This window comes from Brevibacillus sp. HD3.3A (assembly GCF_013284375.2).
GTDB classification, from domain to species: Bacteria; Bacillota; Bacilli; order Brevibacillales; family Brevibacillaceae; genus Brevibacillus; species Brevibacillus parabrevis.
On record NZ_CP085874.1, the window covers coordinates 4623778 to 4645043 of the forward strand.

At 53.4% G+C, this 21266-nt stretch carries 16 protein-coding genes; 2 read left to right on the top strand and 14 right to left on the bottom strand.

From position 1 onward, the window contains the following. Nucleotides 1-23: 23 nt before the first annotated feature. From HP435_RS21520 to HP435_RS21565, 10 genes are all read right to left on the bottom strand, one after another. Nucleotides 24-2678, bottom strand: coding sequence for an acetate and sugar kinases/Hsc70/actin family protein (locus tag HP435_RS21520; protein WP_173598226.1), 2655 nt, complete (start codon nucleotides 2676-2678; stop codon nucleotides 24-26). A gap of 51 nt (nucleotides 2679-2729) precedes the next feature. After that, nucleotides 2730-3425 (bottom strand): iron-dependent peroxidase, encoded by a 696-nt coding sequence (locus HP435_RS21525; RefSeq protein WP_122965916.1) that lies wholly within the window; start codon nucleotides 3423-3425, stop codon nucleotides 2730-2732. Further along, complete coding sequence (locus tag HP435_RS21530) at nucleotides 3416-4693, bottom strand: normocyte-binding protein (RefSeq protein WP_122965996.1); 1278 nt, start codon at nucleotides 4691-4693, stop codon at nucleotides 3416-3418. The genes HP435_RS21525 and HP435_RS21530 overlap by 10 nt, the downstream gene beginning before the upstream one ends. Beyond that, complete coding sequence (locus tag HP435_RS21535) at nucleotides 4693-6693, bottom strand: PP2C family protein-serine/threonine phosphatase (RefSeq protein WP_173599564.1); 2001 nt, start codon at nucleotides 6691-6693, stop codon at nucleotides 4693-4695. The genes HP435_RS21530 and HP435_RS21535 overlap by 1 nt, the downstream gene beginning before the upstream one ends. Before the next feature lie 49 nt (nucleotides 6694-6742). Beyond that, entirely contained in the window at nucleotides 6743-7582 is an 840-nt protein-coding gene (locus HP435_RS21540; protein WP_122965918.1) for a PP2C family protein-serine/threonine phosphatase, read from the bottom strand. A 5-nt stretch (nucleotides 7583-7587) separates the two neighbouring features. Continuing rightward, on the bottom strand, nucleotides 7588-8121 hold the full coding sequence (locus tag HP435_RS21545) for an FHA domain-containing protein (protein WP_122965919.1): 534 nt from the start codon (nucleotides 8119-8121) through the stop codon (nucleotides 7588-7590). Nucleotides 8122-8160: 39 nt separating this feature from the next. Continuing rightward, nucleotides 8161-8718 (bottom strand): FHA domain-containing protein, encoded by a 558-nt coding sequence (locus HP435_RS21550; RefSeq protein ID WP_122965920.1) that lies wholly within the window; start codon nucleotides 8716-8718, stop codon nucleotides 8161-8163. A gap of 228 nt (nucleotides 8719-8946) precedes the next feature. Further along, nucleotides 8947-9411, bottom strand: a complete 465-nt coding sequence (locus HP435_RS21555; RefSeq protein ID WP_122965921.1) for a DnaJ domain-containing protein — start codon at nucleotides 9409-9411, stop codon at nucleotides 8947-8949. Between the two features lie 153 nt (nucleotides 9412-9564). After that, complete coding sequence (locus tag HP435_RS21560; protein WP_122965922.1) at nucleotides 9565-9990, bottom strand: membrane-associated protease 1; 426 nt, start codon at nucleotides 9988-9990, stop codon at nucleotides 9565-9567. A 154-nt stretch (nucleotides 9991-10144) separates the two neighbouring features. Further along, nucleotides 10145-12313: a transcriptional regulator gene (locus HP435_RS21565; RefSeq protein WP_122965923.1), complete on the bottom strand. Its 2169-nt coding sequence runs from the start codon at nucleotides 12311-12313 to the stop codon at nucleotides 10145-10147. Between the two features lie 550 nt (nucleotides 12314-12863). Here HP435_RS21565 and HP435_RS21570 point away from each other — a divergent pair. Further along, nucleotides 12864-14924 (top strand): VWA domain-containing protein, encoded by a 2061-nt coding sequence (locus HP435_RS21570; protein ID WP_122965924.1) that lies wholly within the window; start codon nucleotides 12864-12866, stop codon nucleotides 14922-14924. 4 nt (nucleotides 14925-14928) lie between these two features. On the opposite strand, the gene HP435_RS21575 is transcribed toward HP435_RS21570, so the two are convergent. The 3 genes from HP435_RS21575 to HP435_RS21585 all read right to left on the bottom strand — a co-directional run bounded on the left by HP435_RS21575 (nucleotide 14929) and on the right by HP435_RS21585 (nucleotide 17967). Next, entirely contained in the window at nucleotides 14929-15843 is a 915-nt protein-coding gene (locus tag HP435_RS21575; protein ID WP_173599565.1) for a serine/threonine protein kinase, read from the bottom strand. Between the two features lie 88 nt (nucleotides 15844-15931). Beyond that, on the bottom strand, nucleotides 15932-16714 hold the full coding sequence (locus tag HP435_RS21580) for an isocitrate lyase/PEP mutase family protein (protein ID WP_173599566.1): 783 nt from the start codon (nucleotides 16712-16714) through the stop codon (nucleotides 15932-15934). 14 nt (nucleotides 16715-16728) lie between these two features. Beyond that, nucleotides 16729-17967, bottom strand: coding sequence for an MDR family MFS transporter (locus HP435_RS21585; protein WP_122965927.1), 1239 nt, complete (start codon nucleotides 17965-17967; stop codon nucleotides 16729-16731). 130 nt (nucleotides 17968-18097) lie between these two features. Between HP435_RS21585 and HP435_RS21590 the strand changes: the two genes are divergently transcribed. Then, nucleotides 18098-19954 (top strand): SgrR family transcriptional regulator, encoded by a 1857-nt coding sequence (locus HP435_RS21590; RefSeq protein ID WP_173599567.1) that lies wholly within the window; start codon nucleotides 18098-18100, stop codon nucleotides 19952-19954. 125 nt (nucleotides 19955-20079) lie between these two features. On the opposite strand, the gene nagA is transcribed toward HP435_RS21590, so the two are convergent. Continuing rightward, nucleotides 20080-21249 (bottom strand): N-acetylglucosamine-6-phosphate deacetylase, encoded by a 1170-nt coding sequence (gene nagA / locus HP435_RS21595; protein WP_173599568.1) that lies wholly within the window; start codon nucleotides 21247-21249, stop codon nucleotides 20080-20082. Between the last annotated feature and the right edge of the window lie 17 nt (nucleotides 21250-21266).

Consider the following 21266-nt stretch of genomic DNA (forward strand, 5'->3'; position numbering starts at 1 on the left):
TTCATATGGATTAGGTTGACTCGCTATTTCATGCCGTCGAAAAAGTCCAGCTCGGACAAATCGCTTTCAAAGGCGAAGAACACTTTTTTCCCCAGAAGTAGCTGCTCGTTTTGCCGAGCGACTGGCACCACGTGGAATCCCCATTCGCTGCCGCCTGAAAACACGAAAAACTTGACCTCTCCGTTTTGAATCGAGTCGGTTTCTTCCTGGGGAATGTGGCTTGCGTACTTGGCCTGGATTTCTTCGTAGAGCACAGGCTTGTACGCGCTTCTGTCGTCCGTGTACAAATAGCGCTTGCGCAAAAGTCCGTCGCTTTCCTTGAGGAAAAACTCCACCTCGCTCACTCCGTACGGACGGGAGATGGCCCCATGCACCTGGCTCAGCTTTTCCTGACTGCGAATCAGTATCCGCTCCTGTCTGTTGTGCGTGAACGCCGTCACCGAGTAAGGAACGACAGGCGCGTGATTGGTGATTTGCGCTTCGATGAATCCCGCTTTTTTCGCGCTCTGATAACGAAGTGCGCCGCGCAGGCAGGACAGCTTCAGGTCGGGTACTTTTCCTGCGTCCTCGGACCTTTGGCGAAATTCGATGCTGCGTCCCGGCACGAACTCCTTCAACGCTTCGCGAAACACGTCAATCCGGCACGACTGTCCGGTCAGCTTGATGATGGAAAAGTCCGCGAGCTTTCCTTCCTGATAAAAATCGTCGAGGAACACCCGCAAAATCTCGTAAATGTCCGCCTTGATCAAATGGTTGATCTCTTTGCTGTTGAAGACGACGTCAGGCAAGTCGTACACATCCCGGAAGCGACCATCCTCGCGTATCGACAGCACCCAGCGCTCGACTGCTGTCAGCTTCAAATCCTGCTCCTGACGCTGCTCTCCTTCGGCTGTAAACCGGTTGCGCAAAATGCCCGTCTGACGGAAAAACTCCTTTTTCATATGGTCTGCCAGGTCCCATAAAAAGTGAAAGTTGTTGCGGACGCGCTGATAGTCGTCGCGGCTTTTGTTCTCGTAAGCTTTGTAGCAGGTGGGCAAAAGCGCCTCTGCCTCCCGGTAGCGCCGTTCGAATTGCTCGTAGACAGCATCGACGCCAAACTCATCTACATGCCGGAATATTTCCGAGCCGGGGATGTCGATCAGTTGGTCGATGTCGGTTACGTGGCGGCCTTTGCTGTAGTAGTCGGCAAACACGATTTTCATGAACTGCATGATCCGGTATGTGATGTTGTTGCCGCCAAAGTTCGTATCGCCGTTTTCGTAGGTCGTGCTAATGTCGATGCGATAGGAGATGTGGCCATCCTCGATGCGAAAGCGGCACGATGACAAGTCGGTCGTTCCTCCGCCGCAGTCAATGACCAGCGCTTGGTACGTCTCGCCGTCGAGGAAGCTGTCTTTGTCAATCTGGTCCGCGATCGTGTTGAACAGCACCGCCATCCCTTCATCCAGCGCATCCTGCGATTCGATGCGGTATTCCGGCAAAATGTCCGTAAACATCTCGATGAACTGCGTTTTCAGCTTCACAGGACTGGTGATATGCAAGTGCCGAAACCGACACTTGAACTGATGCTCCGCCGTCTGGATGACATGCAGCAGGTACTGCCGCAAAATGTCGCTACGTTTGACCATGGCCGTATTCCCTTGGCTGTCCATCACTTCTTCCAGCTTGTGATAGCTGTTCACCCAGCGCTTCAATCCGAAAAATACGGTCGCATGCGAGCTGTATCCGTTCTTTTTCATCTGGCGCAGCGCTTCGTAGCCGATGTGGTAGCGCACGTCTTGCGCGACGGAGCAGTCTGCTACCTGGACAACGGTCGGCAATACCTCGATCCACTCTTCTGTTTTCTGGGTCGTGTCTGGAAACGCGACGTAATTGATCGCATTCAGCTTGATCCGGCCATTCAGCAAATCGTTGCTGGAAGGGGCGCTGACATACTGGTGGTCCAAAAAAGCGCCAGCGGTCGTGGAAGAAGTGCCGAAATCAATCGCCAGCACAGCATCCGTCTCTTCCAGCTCCCTGATTTCCAGATCCGTTACAGGCACTTTGTAATAGTGCAAGTTGACAGGGGGGAGCGGCTTATCCTCGGTGTATGCTTTGTACAAATAATCCGAGTCTTGCTTGCGAAAAAAGAGCAGGCTGTAGCTCTGATTCACGGTTTTGCGCCACGGGACGTCCTTGTGGGAAAACAGCATGTACCGTCCCTGCTTGTCTGCCTCTTTGCGCAGCTGAAAAATGCCGCACAGCTCCATGTAGTCATTGACGAGCAGGACATTCGACTCGGACAAGCCTTGGGCCGACTCCACCCGATAGCCATCCAGCCTGTCTACAGCCAGCCCGGCATACAAACTCATCTTTGCCGGGATTTTGATGGAGTCCGCCCCAGGCAGCGGCGTATTCAAGTAGGCATGCAAAGCCGCTTCGATCCGTTCAAAGCCGCCTGTTGTATCTGCTTCGATAAACAAGCTCTCCTCCGCGCTGCGAAACCGCAAGATCGTGTTCAGCAATCCTTCCCGATCGAGATTGTTCACAACCGAGCCAACCAGCTTTTCCTTGTAACAAATATTGCGCAGCTGAAAGGTCGTCATCTCCATCAGCTCATCTCGCGTATACGTGGTTTCGTTTCGCGGGACGTCCATGCTGCCTTTTTGAATATGAAGCTTGTACGACATTTTACTCATGAGAACGCTCCTCCCACACCCACATGACTTTCTAGCAAAATCACGTGCCTTCTAGTACATTGCCATGCTGTCGATTTGCATGGTTTCCTCCACATCGAGAATGCCAAAGTGGTTGCGCCAATACACTTCTGTCTGGAAGCGAACAGGCAGGAAAATGTCCTTGATCAGCTCCAGCCTTGCCCGCGCTGCTGCCGTCTCCTCCTGCCCGACATACAGAAGCAGTTCATCCTTCTCCTCGCAGTTTGCGTAGATGGTCGAGCGGGGAAAAATTTTTCGCATCGTGTCCCGCAGCAAATAAACTGCTTCTCCCGTCTCATACAGTCGCAACAAATTGCCCGCAATGATTTCACGTTCTTCCTGGGTGAACAACCGAATGTGATCCGCCGTCCTTTTGCCGAACAGTCCCGCTTCGAGATCGCGCAACACAAAGCGGATGTAGTATTCTCGCTTGTTCATTCCTTGCACCAGATCGATATCGGCCAACAGGTGAATGACGATGTCAAACAAGACGTGACGCAGTTCAGGCTCATCCGTGTAATTGACATCAAACAGCTCGCGGAAAATATCGTCAAAGCGATAGAACGGGTTCACTTCTACCGTCTTCTCCACGGTTTTGGCGTTGATCGCTTCCTGGCTCAGCTCCATGTAAGGCGAGTACACCTTCGCCGCTTGGAACGTAATGTCTCTTTTGGCAACTCCGGCGCGCCTGGCCTTGATGACCAGATCCCAGATGTAGTTCACGCCCATTCTCCTTCGCACTTGTATTCCGGGAAATACATCTGAATCTCGGACACGAGAAAGCTCATCATATCCTCTAAAATAAAGCTGTCGGTTCCGCGCTTGCGAAAGCCGAGATGCATGATTTTTTTATCGTGCTCCACGCGGACATTGTCGCTGATAAACGGATTCATCTCATACGTAGCGGCCGTCCCTTTGCTTTTTTCGCGAATTTCCACATGCACAAGCTCCAGCTGCTCCGCTGCTTCGAAGGAGTGGACGATGCGAATGATCTCTCCCTTGGCCCGGACCGGCATTCCTTGCTTGCGCGCGAAGCTGGTGACAAAGCTGCTCTTGCGGCGGTTGGACACCAGTTCATAGTGCAGGCGGGACGTAGGCGTCTCGACAGGCTGGGTAATTTTGCAGACGTGCCAAATTCCCGACTTTTCCTGGGGAGACACGATGGTCAATTCTTCGGGCGTGCGCTTGATATAGCGGATCAACGCTTCGTCGCCGTCTACCAAATACCCGTGCTGGCTCCCTGTCTTGCGCAGCGACAGCACGTGCTCGAAGTTCACCCGATCGGTAGCAGGCACGGGGAAGCCGATATTTTTCAAGGCCAGCCGTTCGATGTTCCAGAGCGGGATGACGTCCAGCTTTTTGTAAGGCTCCCACTCTTCCAGGTGGACGGACACCTCCACGATCTCCTCGTCCTCGCCAAGCTCGCCCTCGCAGGAGACGAGGATGACGTCGAAAAACTTGTTCGCGTACGGATGGTTCACGGTTTTCCACGGCATGCCGTTTTTTTGAAACATGTTGTACAGCTTTTCCAGCTCGTTTACGTACAGCGGGTTTGGCTGCAAGCGCACTTCGATCGGGTACGAATGCTCCGCTGTCGTCAAACGCCCCTGAAAATGCCGCTTGCCATGCGCAAGCGATTGGAGACGGCTGTACTCGCACTCCAGAAAAATCGTCATGAGCACCGCTTCTTCCTGTCGGGCGAGTTGCTCAAACAACTCCTTGCGATCGAACCATGTTTTTTGTTCGTCGCCCGGAATCATCGGGTACAAATAGTCGTGAATCGGATCGAAGTCATCCCGCTGACATAGCGTGACGTAAATGTCGTGCTTCTCTTCCTTGTCCTCAAATTCGGAGAAGACCCGCTGCTCCAGCTTCTTTTGCATGTCCTCCTGATATTCGACCAGATGCAAAAACACGCTGTTCATCATCTGCTTCAGCATCCGGCGCTGTTCCAAATCTTCCATTTTGTTCAAACGGTCCAGTACGATCTCTTTCATCATGGTGCTTTGACAGCCTCCTTTTGCGCCGGATTGGCTGGTGATTCGGCAGCGGACTTGCCCTCGACTGGCCGAGCGGAAGGAGCCGGACTGGCGGATTGACCCGGTTTGGGTGCTTGTTGCTGCACTGCCGGGGGTGGAGTTGCTGCCGGACTCGGGGTGGTGACATGCCCTGCATTGCCCCCTTGCTGCTGTACCGCCGGGGCGGGAGTTGCGACCGGACTCGGGGTGGCCGCATGCCCCGCATTACCCCCTTGCTGCTGTACCGCCGGGGGTGGAGTTGTTGCCGAAGTCGGTGGGCTGGCTTGACCCGCATTGCCCGCTTGCTGCTGCGCCGCCGAAGCTGGGGTTGTTGCCGGAGTCGTGTTGCTGACTTGACCCGCATTGCCCGCTTGCTGCTGCGCAGCCGATGGCACAACCTGCGGCGTGCTTTGCTCAGCAGCAACAACAGGCACTGCGGCTGGCGGATTCAGCTTTTCCTCCACCTTGGTCACTTTGCGCTCCATCGCCAAAACCTTTTCCAGCACGCCGATTTCCTGATACATCTCCTGCGCCATCGTGTACGATTCGATGGCCGCCGCAAAATCGCCAGCGGCGTAGCTGTCGTCGCCTTTTTTCTCCAGCTTGTCTGCGGACAGCATTTTCTGCTCTTTGCTGATGCCCGTTTTCTTCGCTTCCACCTCGTCCAGCTTCGCCCGAATCTCTTTTTCCCCCGTGAGGTAGGACGATTCCAGCGCCAGCTTTCTCGCCTTTTGATAAAAGGCGGCAGCCCCTTCGTAGTCTTGCGCCTCGAACAGCATGTCGCCTTCCTTCTTCCACTGCATCACGAGCAAATACGATTCGGTCTTTTCCTTTTTGGCAGCAATCTCCGGCTCGTTGAAATCGTCCCGGTCTTTCATTTCCTTGAGCGCCTTGTCGTATTTTTCCAGCGCTTTCTGATACTGCTCGTCCTTCATCGCCGTATCCCCGTCCACGATGAGCTGGGTGATTCGCTGCTTTTTGTTCAGAAGCGCCGCGTGGATTTTGTCCTTGACGATGTTGGCGGCATTGCGCGCTTCGCTGTATTCCTTGAGCGCTTTCGGATAGTCGCTTTCTTCGATAAACGCATCCCCGTTCTGCTCGTGCTCGAACATGCCTGTCGCAGCATCGGCGATTCTCTCGGCTTCCTTCATCTTGAACAAAAGGGCGCCGCCTCCTGTCAAGGCAAGCAACAGGACGATAATCGCGACCCGCTTGATAATCCGCCACTTTTTCTGCGGATCGGTCTTGAAAATCTTGTTGGCAAAAATCGCCGCAGCCGTATAGTTGTTCACCACACGCTGCTGTTTGCTCAACAAGACATCCTCCACCGTATCGATCAGCGCTTCGGGATCTTTTGCTTCCTCAAGCGCGTCCTGCATCTCGGCTGGACCGACTCCCTCCCACACCCCCGGAGTGGTCAAAAGCAAGACGTCTCCGTCGTACAGCGGCAGCTTTTTGGAAATGTACGGGCGAAATTCATCCGGCGTTCCCAAGTAATTCAACAGATTGTGGCGCTCCTCGTGGCAGTCAAGCACGTCCTCTGCGATTTCTTCTCCATCCGCCATCTGTTGCGACAGACTCTGGTCCTTGCTCCGCAAATGCAGCCGTCCGTTGCGAAACATATACAGTCTCGTGTTCCCGGCCACACCGTAAACGACGCGGGCATAGTCGGTGACGATCAGCGTCAGACTGGCCTTCAGCCGCACCCGATGGCTCTCCTGCCGGAGCACGCGATGCGCTTCCTGCAAGTAGCGGCTGATGCGATAGCGGGAGAGAGACGGCTTTTGCATAAAGTGTCCCAGGACGCTTTTGACCGCAAGCTCGGCGCTCTGCACTTCCTGATCCGTATCCAAGCCGCGGGCGATCACCCAGCAAGCAATATCATCCAGTTCGGTGTAGGCAAAGTAATCCTTGTTGCGCACATGCGTGCCTGACTCGGACAAAAATCCGGTTACAAATTCACTGTTGTCCCTTCTCATCCTTAACTACCCGCTCCTCCTTCTCTTCCGGATGCTGCTGCCCTCGCCCTCACCAACCTTTTTCCAAAATCAGAATGGTCGCGTTGTCCTGGTTGGCTTTTTGCTTGCTCTCGACGGCATCGATGATTTGCTCGGCAGCATCGTGGGAGGAAATGTTCTGAAACAAGATTTTCTCCAGCTCCACTTCTGTCAACGTATCGTAGACGCCGTCGCTGATCAGAATCACCTTGTCGCCCTTCTCCAGCGGAAAAGGTTCGCGGCCAATCTCGATATTATGAAAGCCTTCGTAGCCGAGGTAATTGATCAGCTGCTTTTTCTTTGGATGGCTGATCGCTTCGTCTTTGCTGATTTCCCCGGCGAGAAAACGCTCTTCCAACACCGATTCGTAAATGTCCTTTTGATTGATCGGAATAAATTCTCCCCCGCGAAAAACAGTCAGGACACTATCCCCGACCGCGCCCCAATGCAGCATGCCGTCGTGAATGACTGCCGCAACCAGCGTAGTGCCTCCCCGGCTGCCTTTTAGCGCCTGCAAAATCTCCCCGTTGGCAAGCGCAGCGGCTCGGGAAAAGAAAAGAGAGAGGTGGCGCGGATGGTCCAGCTTGGCGAACTCGCGAATAAACGTCTGGACGGCCAAAGTCGATGCCAGTCTGCCGTTGGCAAGGCCGCTGATGCCGTCTGCCAGCACAGCAATCGTTCCGTGCGAGGTCGTTGTCGTGGCAAAATAGTCATCCTGCTCTGCTCTTCTGCCAATCGTCTGTCCATTGCCAATCTGAATGACCGGATGCTTTTCCTCTCTGATCCAAGCGGCACGAACGCGAAACAACCAAATGATGACAGCTATGACGGCAAACACAACCAGATAAGGAATGATCTCCTGTGCAAACATGCTCATCATTCCTTGCCTTTGCTTGCGTTGTCCCATTCAAAGTGAACCCCGCACAGCGGGATGAAAATAAACGTACTGCCGCCAAGCTGGATGACGTCATAGGCAGTCAGCTCGACTGGCGTGTACACCGCTTCGTTATTGTGGTAAGCCAGACCGGAGGCATCGCCGGGGAGCAGGTAGAAATTGCGCTTTTTCGGATCGTAGACGATGACGGCATGGTTTCTGCGAGAAATTTTGTTATCCCCGATGATGCGGATATGCATATCCTCGGAGCGTCCGATGAAGTTTTTTTCTGCCATGATGCGGTAGTCTTGTCCTTGCTGTGGCCCATCGATGCAGACCAGCCAGCCTGTGACAGGCTCGATGCCTTCTGTCTCCCCCAAGTAAGGCATGGTCTTGTCATCTTCGTCGCCGCCCCTGGCAGGCATTCGGTTCTCCGCCTTTGCCGCAGGCTCTACCACCAGGCTGCAATACGGGCAAGTGCTGCCGTGTTTTCTCGTGCTAAACATGTGTCCATTTGCGCATCTCGTCAAACTCATTCAAGTCTTCCCCCGTTTCGTGTCTCTCCACCTGCTCGTCTACTTCAGCAGCAAGCGTGTATTGGCTATGTAAATGATGTCGCCCGCCTTCACTTTGTGCGGCTGCTCGATTTCCAGCTTGTTCTTGTCGCGGCTGTTCGGCTGTTTGATTCCAGTGCCGTTGCGGGAGTGAACATCCTCGATAAACCAGTTGCCCGAAGCATGGTTGAGCACTGCATGCTGTTTGCTGATCAGAGCAGCGTACTCGGCGTCAGACAAGTCGATGTCGACTTCGTTCTGGTTCGTGTTTTTGCCGATCAAAAGCGAGGTCGCTCCCTGGATAAACCACTCCTTCACGCTCTCGCCGTCCTCGTCCAGCAGCACGAGCTTGGAAATGCCTGTTTCCTTCCTGTCCTCCTTCTCGTCCGGGCTTCCGACCGTGACAATAAACATGCCGAATAAAAAAAGCCCAAAGGCAATTCCCGTAAAAATCTTCAGAGCGTTGCTGTCCGTGTAGCCGAAAACATAAATGAGTTCGCCAAACAAAAGAATTGCAATCAACAGCTCGATCAGCTTTACCCTGACAGATTTTTGATAAGCCTTGCTTTTCTTTGCCATCTTGAGTACCCCCCTTACGAAAAAGTGCCCCAAGCTTTGGGAGAATGGTTTTTTGCTGACATCCATCCAAAGAAAGGAGCAGGTTCGGTGCTTCTATGTCCATAAAAGAGCGGCCATCCGCCTTGTCATCGTTTCGGTCTCTTCGCCTGCTGTCAGGATGTCGCCCGATTTTTCCTTTTTAGGTATGCCGTCTGTTTGGTTAGCTGCTCTGTCTTGGCTGACAGCGTCTTATTTTTTCTTCATGCGAAAAAACTGCTCGAACGTATCTGTGGTATCCAGCGGATTTTTTTTGCCGCGGTTCATGCTCTTCTCGTTGACCTCTCCTGTTTTCGGATGAAAGCCGAAAAACTGCTCAAACGTCTTGTGCAAATCTTCCATCGAAGCGCCCGGATTCGCTCGCTGCTGGTTCGCTTTCGCCTGGCCCTGCGCCCTTGCTTGCTCAGCGCCGTTTCTTTCACGGGCTTGTCCTCTTCCCTGGACAAACGCTTCGTAACGCGCGTCGTAGGCTTCCCGCGCAGACTCGTCCTGCAAAGTCTGGTACGCCTCTGTTATATCTTTGAAAAGCTGTTCGGACTCCTTGCTCCCCGCATTCACATCGGGATGGTGCTGCTTCGCCAACTGTCGGTACGCTTTTTTGATGTCGTTTTGGGAGGCCGTCTTCGCAAGCCCCAAAATCTCGTAATAATTTTTCACCACAGCACCCTCTGTCTGGCTTTTTGGAAAACCGTACCTTGAACACGGCTTTCAAGGTACGGCTCGTTTACTCTTTTGAAAGAAAAGAAGCTGTGACCGCTTGCGGTCGATCCGCTGGATGCGACCGTTTGGCCAGTCCTTCGCGGCAAAAGACTAGACAGCGTAGCCGCCTTCGATTTTCGCGAACTCGGTTTTGTCTTTCTTTTGTTTGATGAAGATGCTGAATGTACCAACACCTTCTGTATCGCCGAATGTCTCGTTGTAATCGACGACGAAAGCGTTCGGGAAGTAGATTTTGCGAATGACCTGGTCAGCAGCGATCACTTCCAGTGTCACTTTGCGGTAGCAGTCTGCTTTTTCCGCTGGAACCAAAGACCACAGAGCCAGCTTCATCGTGTCATCGGCGCTGTCGCCGTCCGTTGCTGTAATGATTTTGCCTGTCAGACGCAGTGTTGCCCCTACGTCAGTGGAACGAGCGTTGGAATCATCTGGAGTATCCGTGTCGTACTTGACTGTCTGGATGTTGTCCATTCCCAGCTCGATTGTTTCGGAACCTTCTACTTTGAGTCGAAAACCCATGAAAAAAACCTCCTTGGCGTATATGTGTGCTCTCGAATGACCGGATGGGCTTCGAGGCTTATGTGTAAGGGTGCGCTTTGGAAAGCACACCTCTAGCCACCTGCGTAATGTGTGAATCCATTTCATAAAAAGCTCTCCCGACTGAAATCAGGTACTAAGCTTTGACAGGAGTCGTACCCTTCGTGATCGTGACTTCCAGATTTTTCACATTGCCATTGAAGATCAGATCGATGTGGCACAGATTGCTCTTGTCGTCGATGATATAGCTCATGTCGTCGCCATCCTGAATGATGGAGTTGACAAAGCCGCGTGTGCCGAGCCATTTGCTCTTTTGGCTGCTCGGGTTGTTGCTGAAAAATTTGACGATGTTGTCGTGCTTGAAATCGCCCGTCTGGAAGCGGAGAATCCGCTCGATGTAGGTGCTGACCAGCGTTTTGTAGATGGAATCGAAGCCATCCTCGGCCATCGCCAGGCTGCGCGCCTTGTACACCGTGATTCGCTTGATATCCTTGCCCTGGATTTGCGCATTTTCCGAAGAGAAGACAAAGCCAAAGTTTTTGCGGTTGATCGAATCTTTGATGTTGTTCGTAAAGCCGGAGATTTCCTTGGCCATGGTCGTAATCGCACGCAGACCGTTTTCGCCCGCTTCGATGTCAAAGCGCACGCCTGGATACTCGCGGCTGACCACCTTGAATGCTTCGCGCAAATACTCCGGACACTGATACGCCGCCACAATCCCTGCCGCTACGTAGCTCGCTCCGACGTAAACGCCTTCGATCCACAGCTTCAGGATGTCTTCTTTTTCCTGCGACAGCTTCACGCCGTCTTCGGTTTGCAGCATGCGGCTGTCGATGACCACTCCCGATTTGTCCTTCGGAATAATCGTAAAGTTCGGAACGCACGGGATCGCAAACTCGCTGTACTCCTTGCGCACAAGCACGCCGCACTTGTCGATGTACTTGTCGATGCCGGCAGTCGCCATGCTGTTGAAGGTCGTCTCTTCGCCCGTGCTGAAGCTGAAGAAAATTTGGACCTTGAAGTCTTTGACTACTTGCAGCAGCATCGTCAGCGACTCCATCGTATTGCCGTCCTGTTTGACGACCTTTTCGTTGCCGCGGAAGCGCTCGCGTGTGACTTTCGCTTTGGCGCCAGCTTCCATGTCGATGGAAGGCACGATTCCGAACCAGATCGTATCGGTGAAGTCGTTTTTCGCGTTGACGGTGTTGAGATACGTCTCCAGGCGCGGGATGTTGCTGCTTTTCACCAGCATGTCCAGCTTGGTGTTGGTGATGAGCATCGCAGGCTGCATGCCTTTGTTCTTGGTCACGTACTGATCGAAGAACATTTTCACGCCGAGAATTTTCTCGACCAGCGGCTTGACTGTTTTCACGAAGTCATCCTTCGCGTTTTTATAAAATTCGAGGTACGTGTTGTAGTTTTGCACCTCTGTCTCAATGTCGATCTCGCTATGAACGGCAGGCAGCGGGCAGAACGTGCGCACTACCAAATCTTTGACATAGGAGGACGGCGTTTCGGTAATCGACTCGTAATCATCCTCGAACACGTTCATCAATCCGTTGCCGTTGCCCTCGTCGAGAACCATCAGCTCGCGGCTGTCGCTTTTCGGCGCTTCGATGATTTTCAGCTCACCGTTTTCCCCGATCGTCAGCATCCCGATCTGAATCGCTTCCGACTGGTTCTCCTCTTGCGCCCCGCCGAGAAGCAGACGGGTCTTGATATCTTCAATCGCGAGCGGGAGCATGGCCATGACGTTGTTGTAGTTTTTGCTCGCATCTTCAAACATGATGTTCAGCTTGTCGCCGAGATCGAGCTTCTTCGGATCGCCATCGTCCAGCTTTTCGTAGTGGCTGTACAAGTAGTGAATCTCTTTACGCACCTGACGGATATCGTCCATCACTTTTTTCGGGGAGATCATGTCCAGCAGATTCTCGAATTTAAAGTCGACGTTCGTGATTCCCTGGCTGCGCTTAGTATCGATCAGTGTGAACAGCATTTTCAAAAAGTCATTGCTCTGGTCGATCTTGATCTCGGAAATCGCATCTTCCGCAATGCCATCAGGCTTTTTCAAGGTGTACATAACCTTTTGGTTTACGGCGTTGTAGAACGAATAGACAGTCGGGGAGAACTTGTCCAAAAACTCATCGAAGCTTTTCACAAGCAAATGCTCGTTGATTTCCTTGATCTTGTCGTCGCTCAAACTGTCGATGCCCTTGACGTCGCCTACAATCGTGATGAGGTCGAGTTTCTCCGGGTTGATCTCTTCGAACAGCATGGTTCTGTTGGTCTGGTTAATAATGTCCATAAATGACCCCTTCCTTTTGTCTCTCGTAAATGCGTGGTCCTAACTCAGGAGTGTATGAGTCCTACTTCCACAATCAATTACAGTTGATTACATAAATCCCAATAAAACCAAAAATCTTGCCTCTAAATTAAACTCGCTCGCCATATTTTGTCAACAAACCCTCTATTATGACAATTTTCCTATGTGCACCATTACCGTTTCTGGTATTTAGACCCATTTTATTCCACTCATCTTCCTTTTTCTGGTTGAGCACTTTATGCTGAATCCAGGGAGTCTTCCCGCCTACTTTTCCCGACAAAACCAGCATCACACCTTACTTTGTCCCTACTTCTGCCGCCCTGCCCGCACAGCGCCGGATGCGCCCATAACTCGAAATACTGACAAGAAAGGACAGAATAAACCTTATTTTTACAAAAAAGGCTATTATTTCACTTTATATACCTCGGCAAAATGGTGTCCGCCGTTTAGCCGGAAGTTGATTTATGGGCAAATAGTCCTGTTGCAGCAAAATGTGAACAATTTGCAAACTTTTAAGGAAAAGAGTGAAAACATGTACAAAAAAACTGGACATCCTCCTCCGTTCTCCCTGGCGTTCAAATGGGTGGTTAGCGGTATCCTCCTGCCTTTCCTCCTCCTTTTCTCTCCCCTTCCAAGCGGGGCAACCGGGACGGGTGAAGCAGGAATCGATGCGGTTTTTGTCATTGATACGAGCAATTCGATGAACCAGACAGACCCTGGGAAAACAGCTGCCGAGGTCATGGGCATGTTTATCGACATGAGCGAAGCTAGTCGTACCCGGATCGGCTTTGTCGCCTATAATGATCGAATCGTCCAGACGCAGCCGCTCACCAGCATGGCGGAGAGCAGACAGCGCGAGCAGTTGAAAAGCAAGATTCAAGGGTTGCGTTATTCGGGATATTCCGATATGGGGCTTGGCTTGCGAAAAGGGGAAGAACTGATTGCCAGAGCGAAGGATCAATCGCGAAAGCCGTTTTTGATCCTGCTCTCGGATGGGGGAACCGATCTGCGCCAAAACGCCAATGGCAGAAGCGTCGCGGCATCGAACAAAGATGTGGAGTCGGTTATGGCAAAAGCGAAAGCGGAGGGCTACCCGATCTACACAATCGGGCTGAACAGCGATGGCTCTGTGCAAAAAGAGCAGCTGAAAAAAATCGCGGAGACGACAGGCGGGACTTCTTTTGTCACGCAAAGCACAGATGATTTGCCGGAGATTTTCAATCAAATTTTTGCGAAGCACATCCAGTCGCAGCTTGTGTCGGTAGCAGCCATGACGGCGACGGGAAGCTTGCAAGAGGTCACGGTAAACATCCCGAACGCCAGCATGCAGGAAGCGAACATCGTGCTGTTGTCGAACCATCCGCTGCTGGAGTCACAAGTCTACTACCAGTCGAAAAATGTGCATTTTATCCAATCGAAAAAATACTCTCTGATGAAAATCGAGCAGCCGACAAAGGGGAGCTATCTGGTCAAATTCCGCGGACGGCCGGGCGACCTGGTCAAAGTCAATTTGCTGGGCAACTACAGTCTGAAAGCCGATGTACAGGTTGCACCTGATCCTGTCTCCAAAGGCAATCCGGCGACCTTCACGACTTATTTGACCCAGCTGGAGGGCAATCAGCGCCTGGAAGATCGGGACGTCTACGGTTTGATGCAGGCCGAATTGATCGTCACCGACATCGCGAAAAAGCAAACCGAAAAAATTCCGCTGAAAAACGGGGGAACGGTCTTCACAACCGACTATGTGTTCCCGCACTCCGGGCAGTACCAGTGGAAAATTTTCATGAGCGGCCCGGACTTTTACCGCGAGACGGCAAGCAAAACATTCGAAATCGCCAACATCGCGCCCGTGGCAGTAGCCAAAAACAAGCTGACCATCGAAAAGGAAAACGGCGAGCAGACAATTGACCTCGCTGCTTATTTCACCGATGCCAATCAGGACAAGCTCACCTATGCGATCGTCTCTCCTACTCCCGCCGATCATTTTGGGGCAAGCATCCACGAATCCGGGTTGAAGCTCGTGCCGAGCAAAAGCGGCACTTCCGCGATCACTATCACGGCTACCGATTCCGAAGGGGCAAGCGTGACTGGCTCGCTTGTCATCACGGTTCATTCTGTCTGGGATCGCTACATCACAATCGGACTGATTGTTCTCGCTCTTGCCGCAATTGGCGCAGGCGCCTACTGGTTCATGCGCCCGAAACCGAATTTTAGCGGCCGTTTGGAAGGGTATTTTCTTCACACCGCCAGCGGCAACGACATTCCCGTGAAGTTTTGGCCGCTCGCCGCGTTTGGCAAAAAGCAACGCATCACGCTCCACGAGCTGTTTTCAAGCCTCGACGTCAACGAGCACCTGCCGGAAGCACACAAAATTTACTTCCAGCCAGGGAAAAACCAGACTTTGGTCATGATCAGCCACAGCCAGTGCACACTGCAAAAAGGCAAGGACATTTTGCCTCGCCATAAAAAAGTGGTGCTCCACTACAACGACAAAATTTACGTGACGTTTGAGGATCATGTCACCGAGATTGAACTGCGCTACAAAGAAAGCAAACCCAGCCCCCACCAAGCTGGGAACTGGGAAACGGCATAACGGACTATTTGCTTTTGCTTGCGAGAAAGGGGGTCTGCAAGCGAGACTTGCCCGCTCTCAACAGATGCTCCGCACGGACGGCTGCTGCCAGCACCCGAAGTGAGGGGCATCTTTTTTTCGCCTCGACTGCCATGCCCCACGCAATGACATTCGCGATCAGCCGCGGCACAGTCGGATTCAGCTCGCGAACGGACGGCAGCCGATCCTCGATCACTCGCGTCGCCACATCGGCCGGACGGTGCCTGGTCAGGCAAAAATAGAGAGTAGCCGACAAGCTGTACACATCGGAAAAAACACCTTGTCGGGACTGGCTGGAATAAAATTCGAGCGGAGAGTATCCTTCCGTCGTCACGATCTGGCGGGGGGCGTCGGTTGCAAAGCGAATAGCCGAGCCGAAATCAATCAGCATCGGCTTTCCCTCATCGGTCATCACGATGTTTTGCGGCTTGATATCCCGATGGATGATCCCTTGCTTGTGGATGTAGTCCAAGCTTGCCAGGAGCGGGAGCACGGTTGTCTGCACGAAAGCAGCGACATCCAGCTCCCCTTGCTCTTGCACAAACTGGTCAAGCGTCTTGCCTTTGCAATACTCCACGACCAGATAGCCTGTCCCATTTTCTGCAAAGTGATCGACATAAGGAGCGATATGCTCATGGCGCAGCTCCTGCAAAATCGCCGCTTCCTGCCAAAAGCTCTCCAGCAGCGTCTGAAATCGCGCTTTTGACGATGGCTTCCGGCAGATGACGCTGCGGTTATCCAGGTCGCGCATCGCCAGTGCTCTCGGGAAAAACTCCTTCACAATTCTCGTCTTTTTGGCCTCCATGTGGTAAACGAGATACACATGGGACAGCTCGCTCGTGGAGACGGTCTTTTTGATCCGGTAGGCTCCCCGCAAAATCGTGCCTTTTTTCAGCTCCATCCGTCTTTCGGTTCACTCCTCCCTGGCATCTTTCTCGTTCTCAGGAAACGATACCAAATACCAGGGGCAGGTGGCAATATGTGGAGATTTATCCTTGGCGATTCGCTGCATACAGCAGGGCCGTGTCACGGTCAGCCGCCAGCTTGGAGGCACTCGCTTTTGCAAAATCAGCAACATGGTCGTAAAAGTCATTCCCGATGCTCAGCCGCTTGACTCCCCACTCTGCCAAGCGCTCGGCATTCGTCAGGGTGGGGCGCGACAGGACATTCAGCGGCGCACGCACCGCTTGGGCAATCGCTCTGATTTGCTCCTCCTCGACGATCCCCGGAACGAAAATGCCGCTCGCCCCGCTCTCGACGTAAGCCAGTCCGCGCTCAATCGTTTCCGCGAACGGGTCCTCTCGCCGGAAATACGTGTCGATCCGCGTATTGATGTAAAAAGCAGCGAAGCCACGGTTGTCGAGAGCAGCCCTCATCGTCTGCAAAAGTTTCGCCTGATCGGCGATCTCTTTTAACCCCGGCCCTCGTTTGAAAGAGTCCTCGATGTTGATCCCGGCAACCCCCAGGTCAGCCGTTCGCAGCACGTTCTCGACAATTTGCCCGTGAGTCTCTGCATAGCCCGCCTCAATGTCGGCGGAAACCGGAATGTTCACGTGATCCACGATCAGCTTGATGATGGACAAATGCAAGGCAAAGTCAATGTTTTCCCCATCTTTGTATCCGAGAGAAGCCGCAACGCCCCAACTCGTCGTCCCGATGGCCCGAAAGCCGCTCTGCTCCAACGTGCGTGCCGAAAGGACATCCCAGGCATTTCCCAAAAACAACATCTCGTCTGCATGATGAAGCGCTTGAAATTGCTGAATGTGATTCATTCTAATCCCTCTTTTCAAATCGTGATTTGTATAGGTTGTTCACAATCTTGCGTCTTCTGCTGACGCTGTTCCCACAGTCTTTGACCGCGCTGGAAAAACGGCAAGGCCAAAAAGGTCAGCAGCATCAAGATCGCGAAAATAACTGGCCCTTGGTCAAAGCCCAATTGCTGAAGCAGCAAACCGCCGATCCACGCAGTGGCGCTCTGCCCCAGAAAAGCGAAGCCGCTCGCGCCGTAATAGGCACCTCGCATATGCTCGGGAGCGATTTCTCCGATCAGCACATCACCGATGACAAAGCATAAAATTTCCCCGATGGTAAAGACCACCATCGACACCGACAGCCAGAACAAATTGGTGAAGAGTCCGAACCCGAACAAGCCGAGTCCGAAAAGGAGGCAGCCGACTTTCAGGGCCGTCATGGCAGAATAGCGTTTCATCAGCCTGGCAAGCGGATATTGAAAGACGAGGACAGACAACGTGTTCATCACGAACAGGAAGGAGTAAGCCTCGACCCGGTCGTGACCGATGTACTGGGCAAGCGTCGTATCCAGGTGCGTATAGGCTCCAGCCACAAACAAATTGCCGAGCAACAGATACAAAAACACTTTGTCTGTGAACACGATCCGCGCCATCTGCCCCATCGGAATCGAATCGGAATGCTCCCGCAGTTGTTGCTTGAACAAGATCATGAACACGACCAGGATGACCGCATACAGCGCCATAATCACCGCACTGATCAGAAACGGCAGCATGGAGGACGAACTGCCTGCGCCGAGCTTCAACCCAATCAGCGGCCCGATCGCTCCCCCCAGATTGATGGCAAAATACCTGGCGTTGAAAGCACCCCTGCGCTGGCTGTCCGGGGTAAAATCAGCGAGCAGGGCACGCGCCGTCGGTTCAAATACATTGCGGCACAAACCGTTCAGCGCACTCAAAAGGAAGAACATCCACGTCTCGCTCGCCAGCGTGAAGCCGACCAGGACAAAGCTCCAAAGCCCCATAGAGGCGATCATGACCGGATAGCGTCCCAACCGATCTGACAACGCTCCCCCAGCGAAGCTGCTGACCGTGCCCACCAAAAGGCTCATCGCCAAAATCGCGCCAACTACGGCCGGGTCGATTCCCTTTCCTTTGCCCAAGTAAATCCCGAGAAAAGGCAGCGTCATGAAAAATCCTGTGCGCGATAAAAAGGTGCCGATGATGACGCCCCATGCCACGGGATGAAAGCGCGGTAACGGAAACCTTTTGCTCATCTTGTTTGCTCTCCCCATTCCTGTTTTTCGTCTGTCGTGTTATCTTCAGTATATTGATCTGAGAAAAGCGAAAAAGGGTAAGGTGTAAGCAAACTCTGTCACCTTTTCCCAAAAACAAAGGGGGGCCTTCATGGTTACCGTTCTCTACTTTTTGGAGCTGCGCCTGTTCTTTCAGCAGGAAGAAACGGCCAAACCGTTCCCCGTCACGATTGAAAAATTGAGCGGACTTTGGCACTGTACGCCCCGAAACGCGAAGCTGATCGTCCGCAAGCTGGCGGAAATGGGCTGGATCGACTGGCAGCCTGGGCTTGGCCGGGGCAATGCCTCCGTCCTGACGTTTCTGGCGGATGCCGATGCCATCTTGCTTGCGGAAGGAAAGCAGCGCATGGAGCAAGGCGATGTCACAGAAGCTATGGAGCTTTTGAATCGCTTCGGCAAGCCCGCTGTCAAAGAGCAGTTCATGGAGTGGCTCTCGGCAGAACTTGGCTATTGCACGCCGAGCGAGTCGAACCATTATCAGGACACGCTGCGCTTCCCGGTCTACCGCAGCATTGTCACACTGGACCCCGCGCAGGTGTACTATCACTTCGATGCGCATTTGGTCCGCCAGCTTTTCAATACACTCGTTCACTTCGACACGGACAGCCGGACGATCCATCCAAGCATTGCCCACTCGTGGGAAATGAGCGCGGATCACAAGGAGTGGACGTTTTATTTGAAGAAAAATGTCGTGTTTCACCACGGTCGGGAGCTGACCGCGCACGATGTTGTCTTTTCGCTGGACCGGCTGCGCTCGCATCCGGAAAAGTATGAAGCAAGCTGGATGCTTGGCGATATCGCGCAACTGGAAGCAGTTGATGCCAGAACGGTGCGGATTTTGTTGCAGGAGCCGAACTACTTGTTTCTGCGGATGCTTTCCACTACGCCCACCAGCATCGTCCCGGCAGAGATCGTTCTGGAGACGGCAGGCGAGTTTGGGAAAAATCCGATCGGGACTGGCCCGTTCCAGCTCGTCCGTCTGGATGAAGGCATTTGCATTTTGGAAGCTTTTTCGGGACATTTTCAGGGGAGGCCGCAGCTTGACCGTGTGGAAATCCTCCTGTTCCCCGATCTGGAAACAGGCATTCTCCATGAACCGGACTGGACGTCTGTCATGATGTCCCACGGTGTGGCCACAAAAGCCGAAGCATTAAGGGAAGCAATCATCCGCGACAGCCGCGATTGGTGCGATCTGGAGACGCTGTTTTCCTGCTGCAACCTGCTCGTCTTTAACCAATGGAAAACCGGGCCGCAAAACCATCCGAAATTCCGCCAGGCGCTCGACTTGCTCATCGATCGCGAGCAGATGATTGCCGAGCTTGGAGGAGATCGCGTCTTTCCAGCAAAAGGCTTCCGCCCCTTCTCTCCGCAGCTTGCGACTTGGTCAGCGGAACGAACGCCCCGCCCAAGCGCTGCGCAAATTGCCGCCCTGCTTGCGGAAAGCGGCTACCAGGGAGAGACGCTGCGCATGGTCATGACGTCCTATCACGAGCCGGACGCCTTGTGGATTCAAGCCCGCTGCAAAGACTACGGCATTCACCTGGAAATCGACGTTCGCGAGCCGTTTGAGTTTGCGAATCACGACTTGCTGCCGGAGCACGACTGCCAACTGTTCGGAAACGTTTTTAGCCATGATGAAATCAGTGAACTGGAAATGTACTTGCAAAAGAACTACTTCCTGCCCAGCTTTGACGCACCGTTAGCCGAAGCGGTTCATCAAGAGACCGCTGCCCTTTTCCGGGAAGCAGATGAATCCGTCCGGCAACAAAAGCTCGCGCACATAGAAACGCTGATCCAAGAAAACCATGCCGTTTTGTACCTTGTGCAAAAGAAATCGCAAGCTTCTTTTCACAAGTCGGTTCGCGGCGTCACGATCAATCCGTCCGGCTGGCTGGACTTTCAAAAAGTCTGGTTTCACCCGCATGCTTCGCAGCCCGTGCAGCAGTAGGGGGTACAAAAAAACAGCCCCGGCGCATTGTTTCATCCACGCGCCGCCCTGCCCGTGCAGCAGTATACGACAAAAAAAAGCAGCCCCAGCGCATCTGGGCTGCTTTTTTACGCCTATGGATTGGATTACTGAGCGCGTTCGTATACGCGTTTTCCGGCAACGAAGGTCATCGCCACTTCAAAATCGTCATCCAACACGATCATGTCGGCATCGTATCCGGCTGCCAGCCGACCTTTTCGCTCCCCGTATCCGAGGATAGCGGCTGGCGTATGCGATGCCATCTCTACCGCTTCCGCCAGTGGTACACCGCTCAGCGTCACCATGTTTGCTACGGCTTTGTTCAAGGTCAAAATGCTGCCAGCCAATGTCCCGTCCGCCAACTGCGCCTGATTGTCGCGGACGCGAACCTCTTGCCCGCCCAAGTCGTAAGTGCCTTCGCCGAGCGCAGCAGCGCGCATCGAGTCGCTGACCAGCGCGAGCCGCTCCGGCGTTTTCACCCGATACAAAATTCGCATGACCGCAGGATGGACGTGGATGCCATCGGCAATCAACTCGGTGCTCAAATGCTCGTGGTACATCGCAGCACCGACCACTCCCGGCTCTCTGTGATGCAATCCGGTCATGGCGTTAAAGCAATGCGTGAAGTGGCGCACGCCCGCATCCACAGCTTCAGCCGCCTGGACAAACGTCGCCCCTGTATGGCCTGCCGAGACGATCACGCCGCGCTCCTTGAGCCAGGCAATCGCTTCGAGCGCTTCCGGCTGCTCGGGAGCAATCGTCACGACCTTGATCAGCCCTTGGGCCAGCTCGTACATTCGCTTCACCGCATCCAGCTTGGGCAAAGAAATGTTTTCTTCCTTTTGCGCCCCTTTGTAACGCGGGTTGATCCACGGTCCTTCCAGGTGAATCCCGATTGCCTCTGCCCCCGGCAAGCCAGCCTGGCTTGCGCGCGCAATGTTTTCCAGCACAGGCTCAAGCTCGGCGTAAGGAGCCGTCATCGTCGTCGCCAAAAAAGAAGTGACGCCATATCGGGCAAGCGCGCCGGAAATGGCCTGCAAAGATTCCGGCGTCCCGTCCATCGTGTCGTGGCCGTCGATCCCGTGCATGTGCATGTCTACCAGTCCTGGGCAAATCCGCCCGTTTTCCACCGTCAGCAGCTGTGCAGGGCATTCGCCCGCATAAGCTTCGGCTTCCCCTGCGTACACGATCTTCGCTGCCGCCACTACGACAAGCCCGTCCCTGATTTCCTGTCCGTCTGCAATGATTGTTCCTCGAAGAGCGTATTCCTGTTCCATCTCCATTCCTCCGTCAA

What these genes read in the sequence shown, in the direction of transcription:
- HP435_RS21520 (WP_173598226.1), bottom strand. Translation starts at nt 2,678, where the DNA reads ATGAGTAAAATGTCGTACAAGCTTCATATTCAAAAAGGCAGCATGGAC.
- HP435_RS21525 (WP_122965916.1), bottom strand. Translation starts at nt 3,425, where the DNA reads ATGGGCGTGAACTACATCTGGGATCTGGTCATCAAGGCCAGGCGCGCC.
- HP435_RS21530 (WP_122965996.1), bottom strand. Translation starts at nt 4,693, where the DNA reads ATGAAAGAGATCGTACTGGACCGTTTGAACAAAATGGAAGATTTGGAA.
- HP435_RS21535 (WP_173599564.1), bottom strand. Translation starts at nt 6,693, where the DNA reads ATGAGAAGGGACAACAGTGAATTTGTAACCGGATTTTTGTCCGAGTCA.
- HP435_RS21540 (WP_122965918.1), bottom strand. Translation starts at nt 7,582, where the DNA reads ATGTTTGCACAGGAGATCATTCCTTATCTGGTTGTGTTTGCCGTCATA.
- HP435_RS21545 (WP_122965919.1), bottom strand. Translation starts at nt 8,121, where the DNA reads ATGAGTTTGACGAGATGCGCAAATGGACACATGTTTAGCACGAGAAAA.
- HP435_RS21550 (WP_122965920.1), bottom strand. Translation starts at nt 8,718, where the DNA reads ATGGCAAAGAAAAGCAAGGCTTATCAAAAATCTGTCAGGGTAAAGCTG.
- HP435_RS21560 (WP_122965922.1), bottom strand. Translation starts at nt 9,990, where the DNA reads ATGGGTTTTCGACTCAAAGTAGAAGGTTCCGAAACAATCGAGCTGGGA.
- HP435_RS21565 (WP_122965923.1), bottom strand. Translation starts at nt 12,313, where the DNA reads ATGGACATTATTAACCAGACCAACAGAACCATGCTGTTCGAAGAGATC.
- HP435_RS21570 (WP_122965924.1), top strand. Translation starts at nt 12,864, where the DNA reads ATGTACAAAAAAACTGGACATCCTCCTCCGTTCTCCCTGGCGTTCAAA.
- HP435_RS21575 (WP_173599565.1), bottom strand. Translation starts at nt 15,843, where the DNA reads ATGGAGCTGAAAAAAGGCACGATTTTGCGGGGAGCCTACCGGATCAAA.
- HP435_RS21580 (WP_173599566.1), bottom strand. Translation starts at nt 16,714, where the DNA reads ATGAATCACATTCAGCAATTTCAAGCGCTTCATCATGCAGACGAGATG.
- HP435_RS21585 (WP_122965927.1), bottom strand. Translation starts at nt 17,967, where the DNA reads ATGAGCAAAAGGTTTCCGTTACCGCGCTTTCATCCCGTGGCATGGGGC.
- HP435_RS21590 (WP_173599567.1), top strand. Translation starts at nt 18,098, where the DNA reads ATGGTTACCGTTCTCTACTTTTTGGAGCTGCGCCTGTTCTTTCAGCAG.
- nagA (WP_173599568.1), bottom strand. Translation starts at nt 21,249, where the DNA reads ATGGAACAGGAATACGCTCTTCGAGGAACAATCATTGCAGACGGACAG.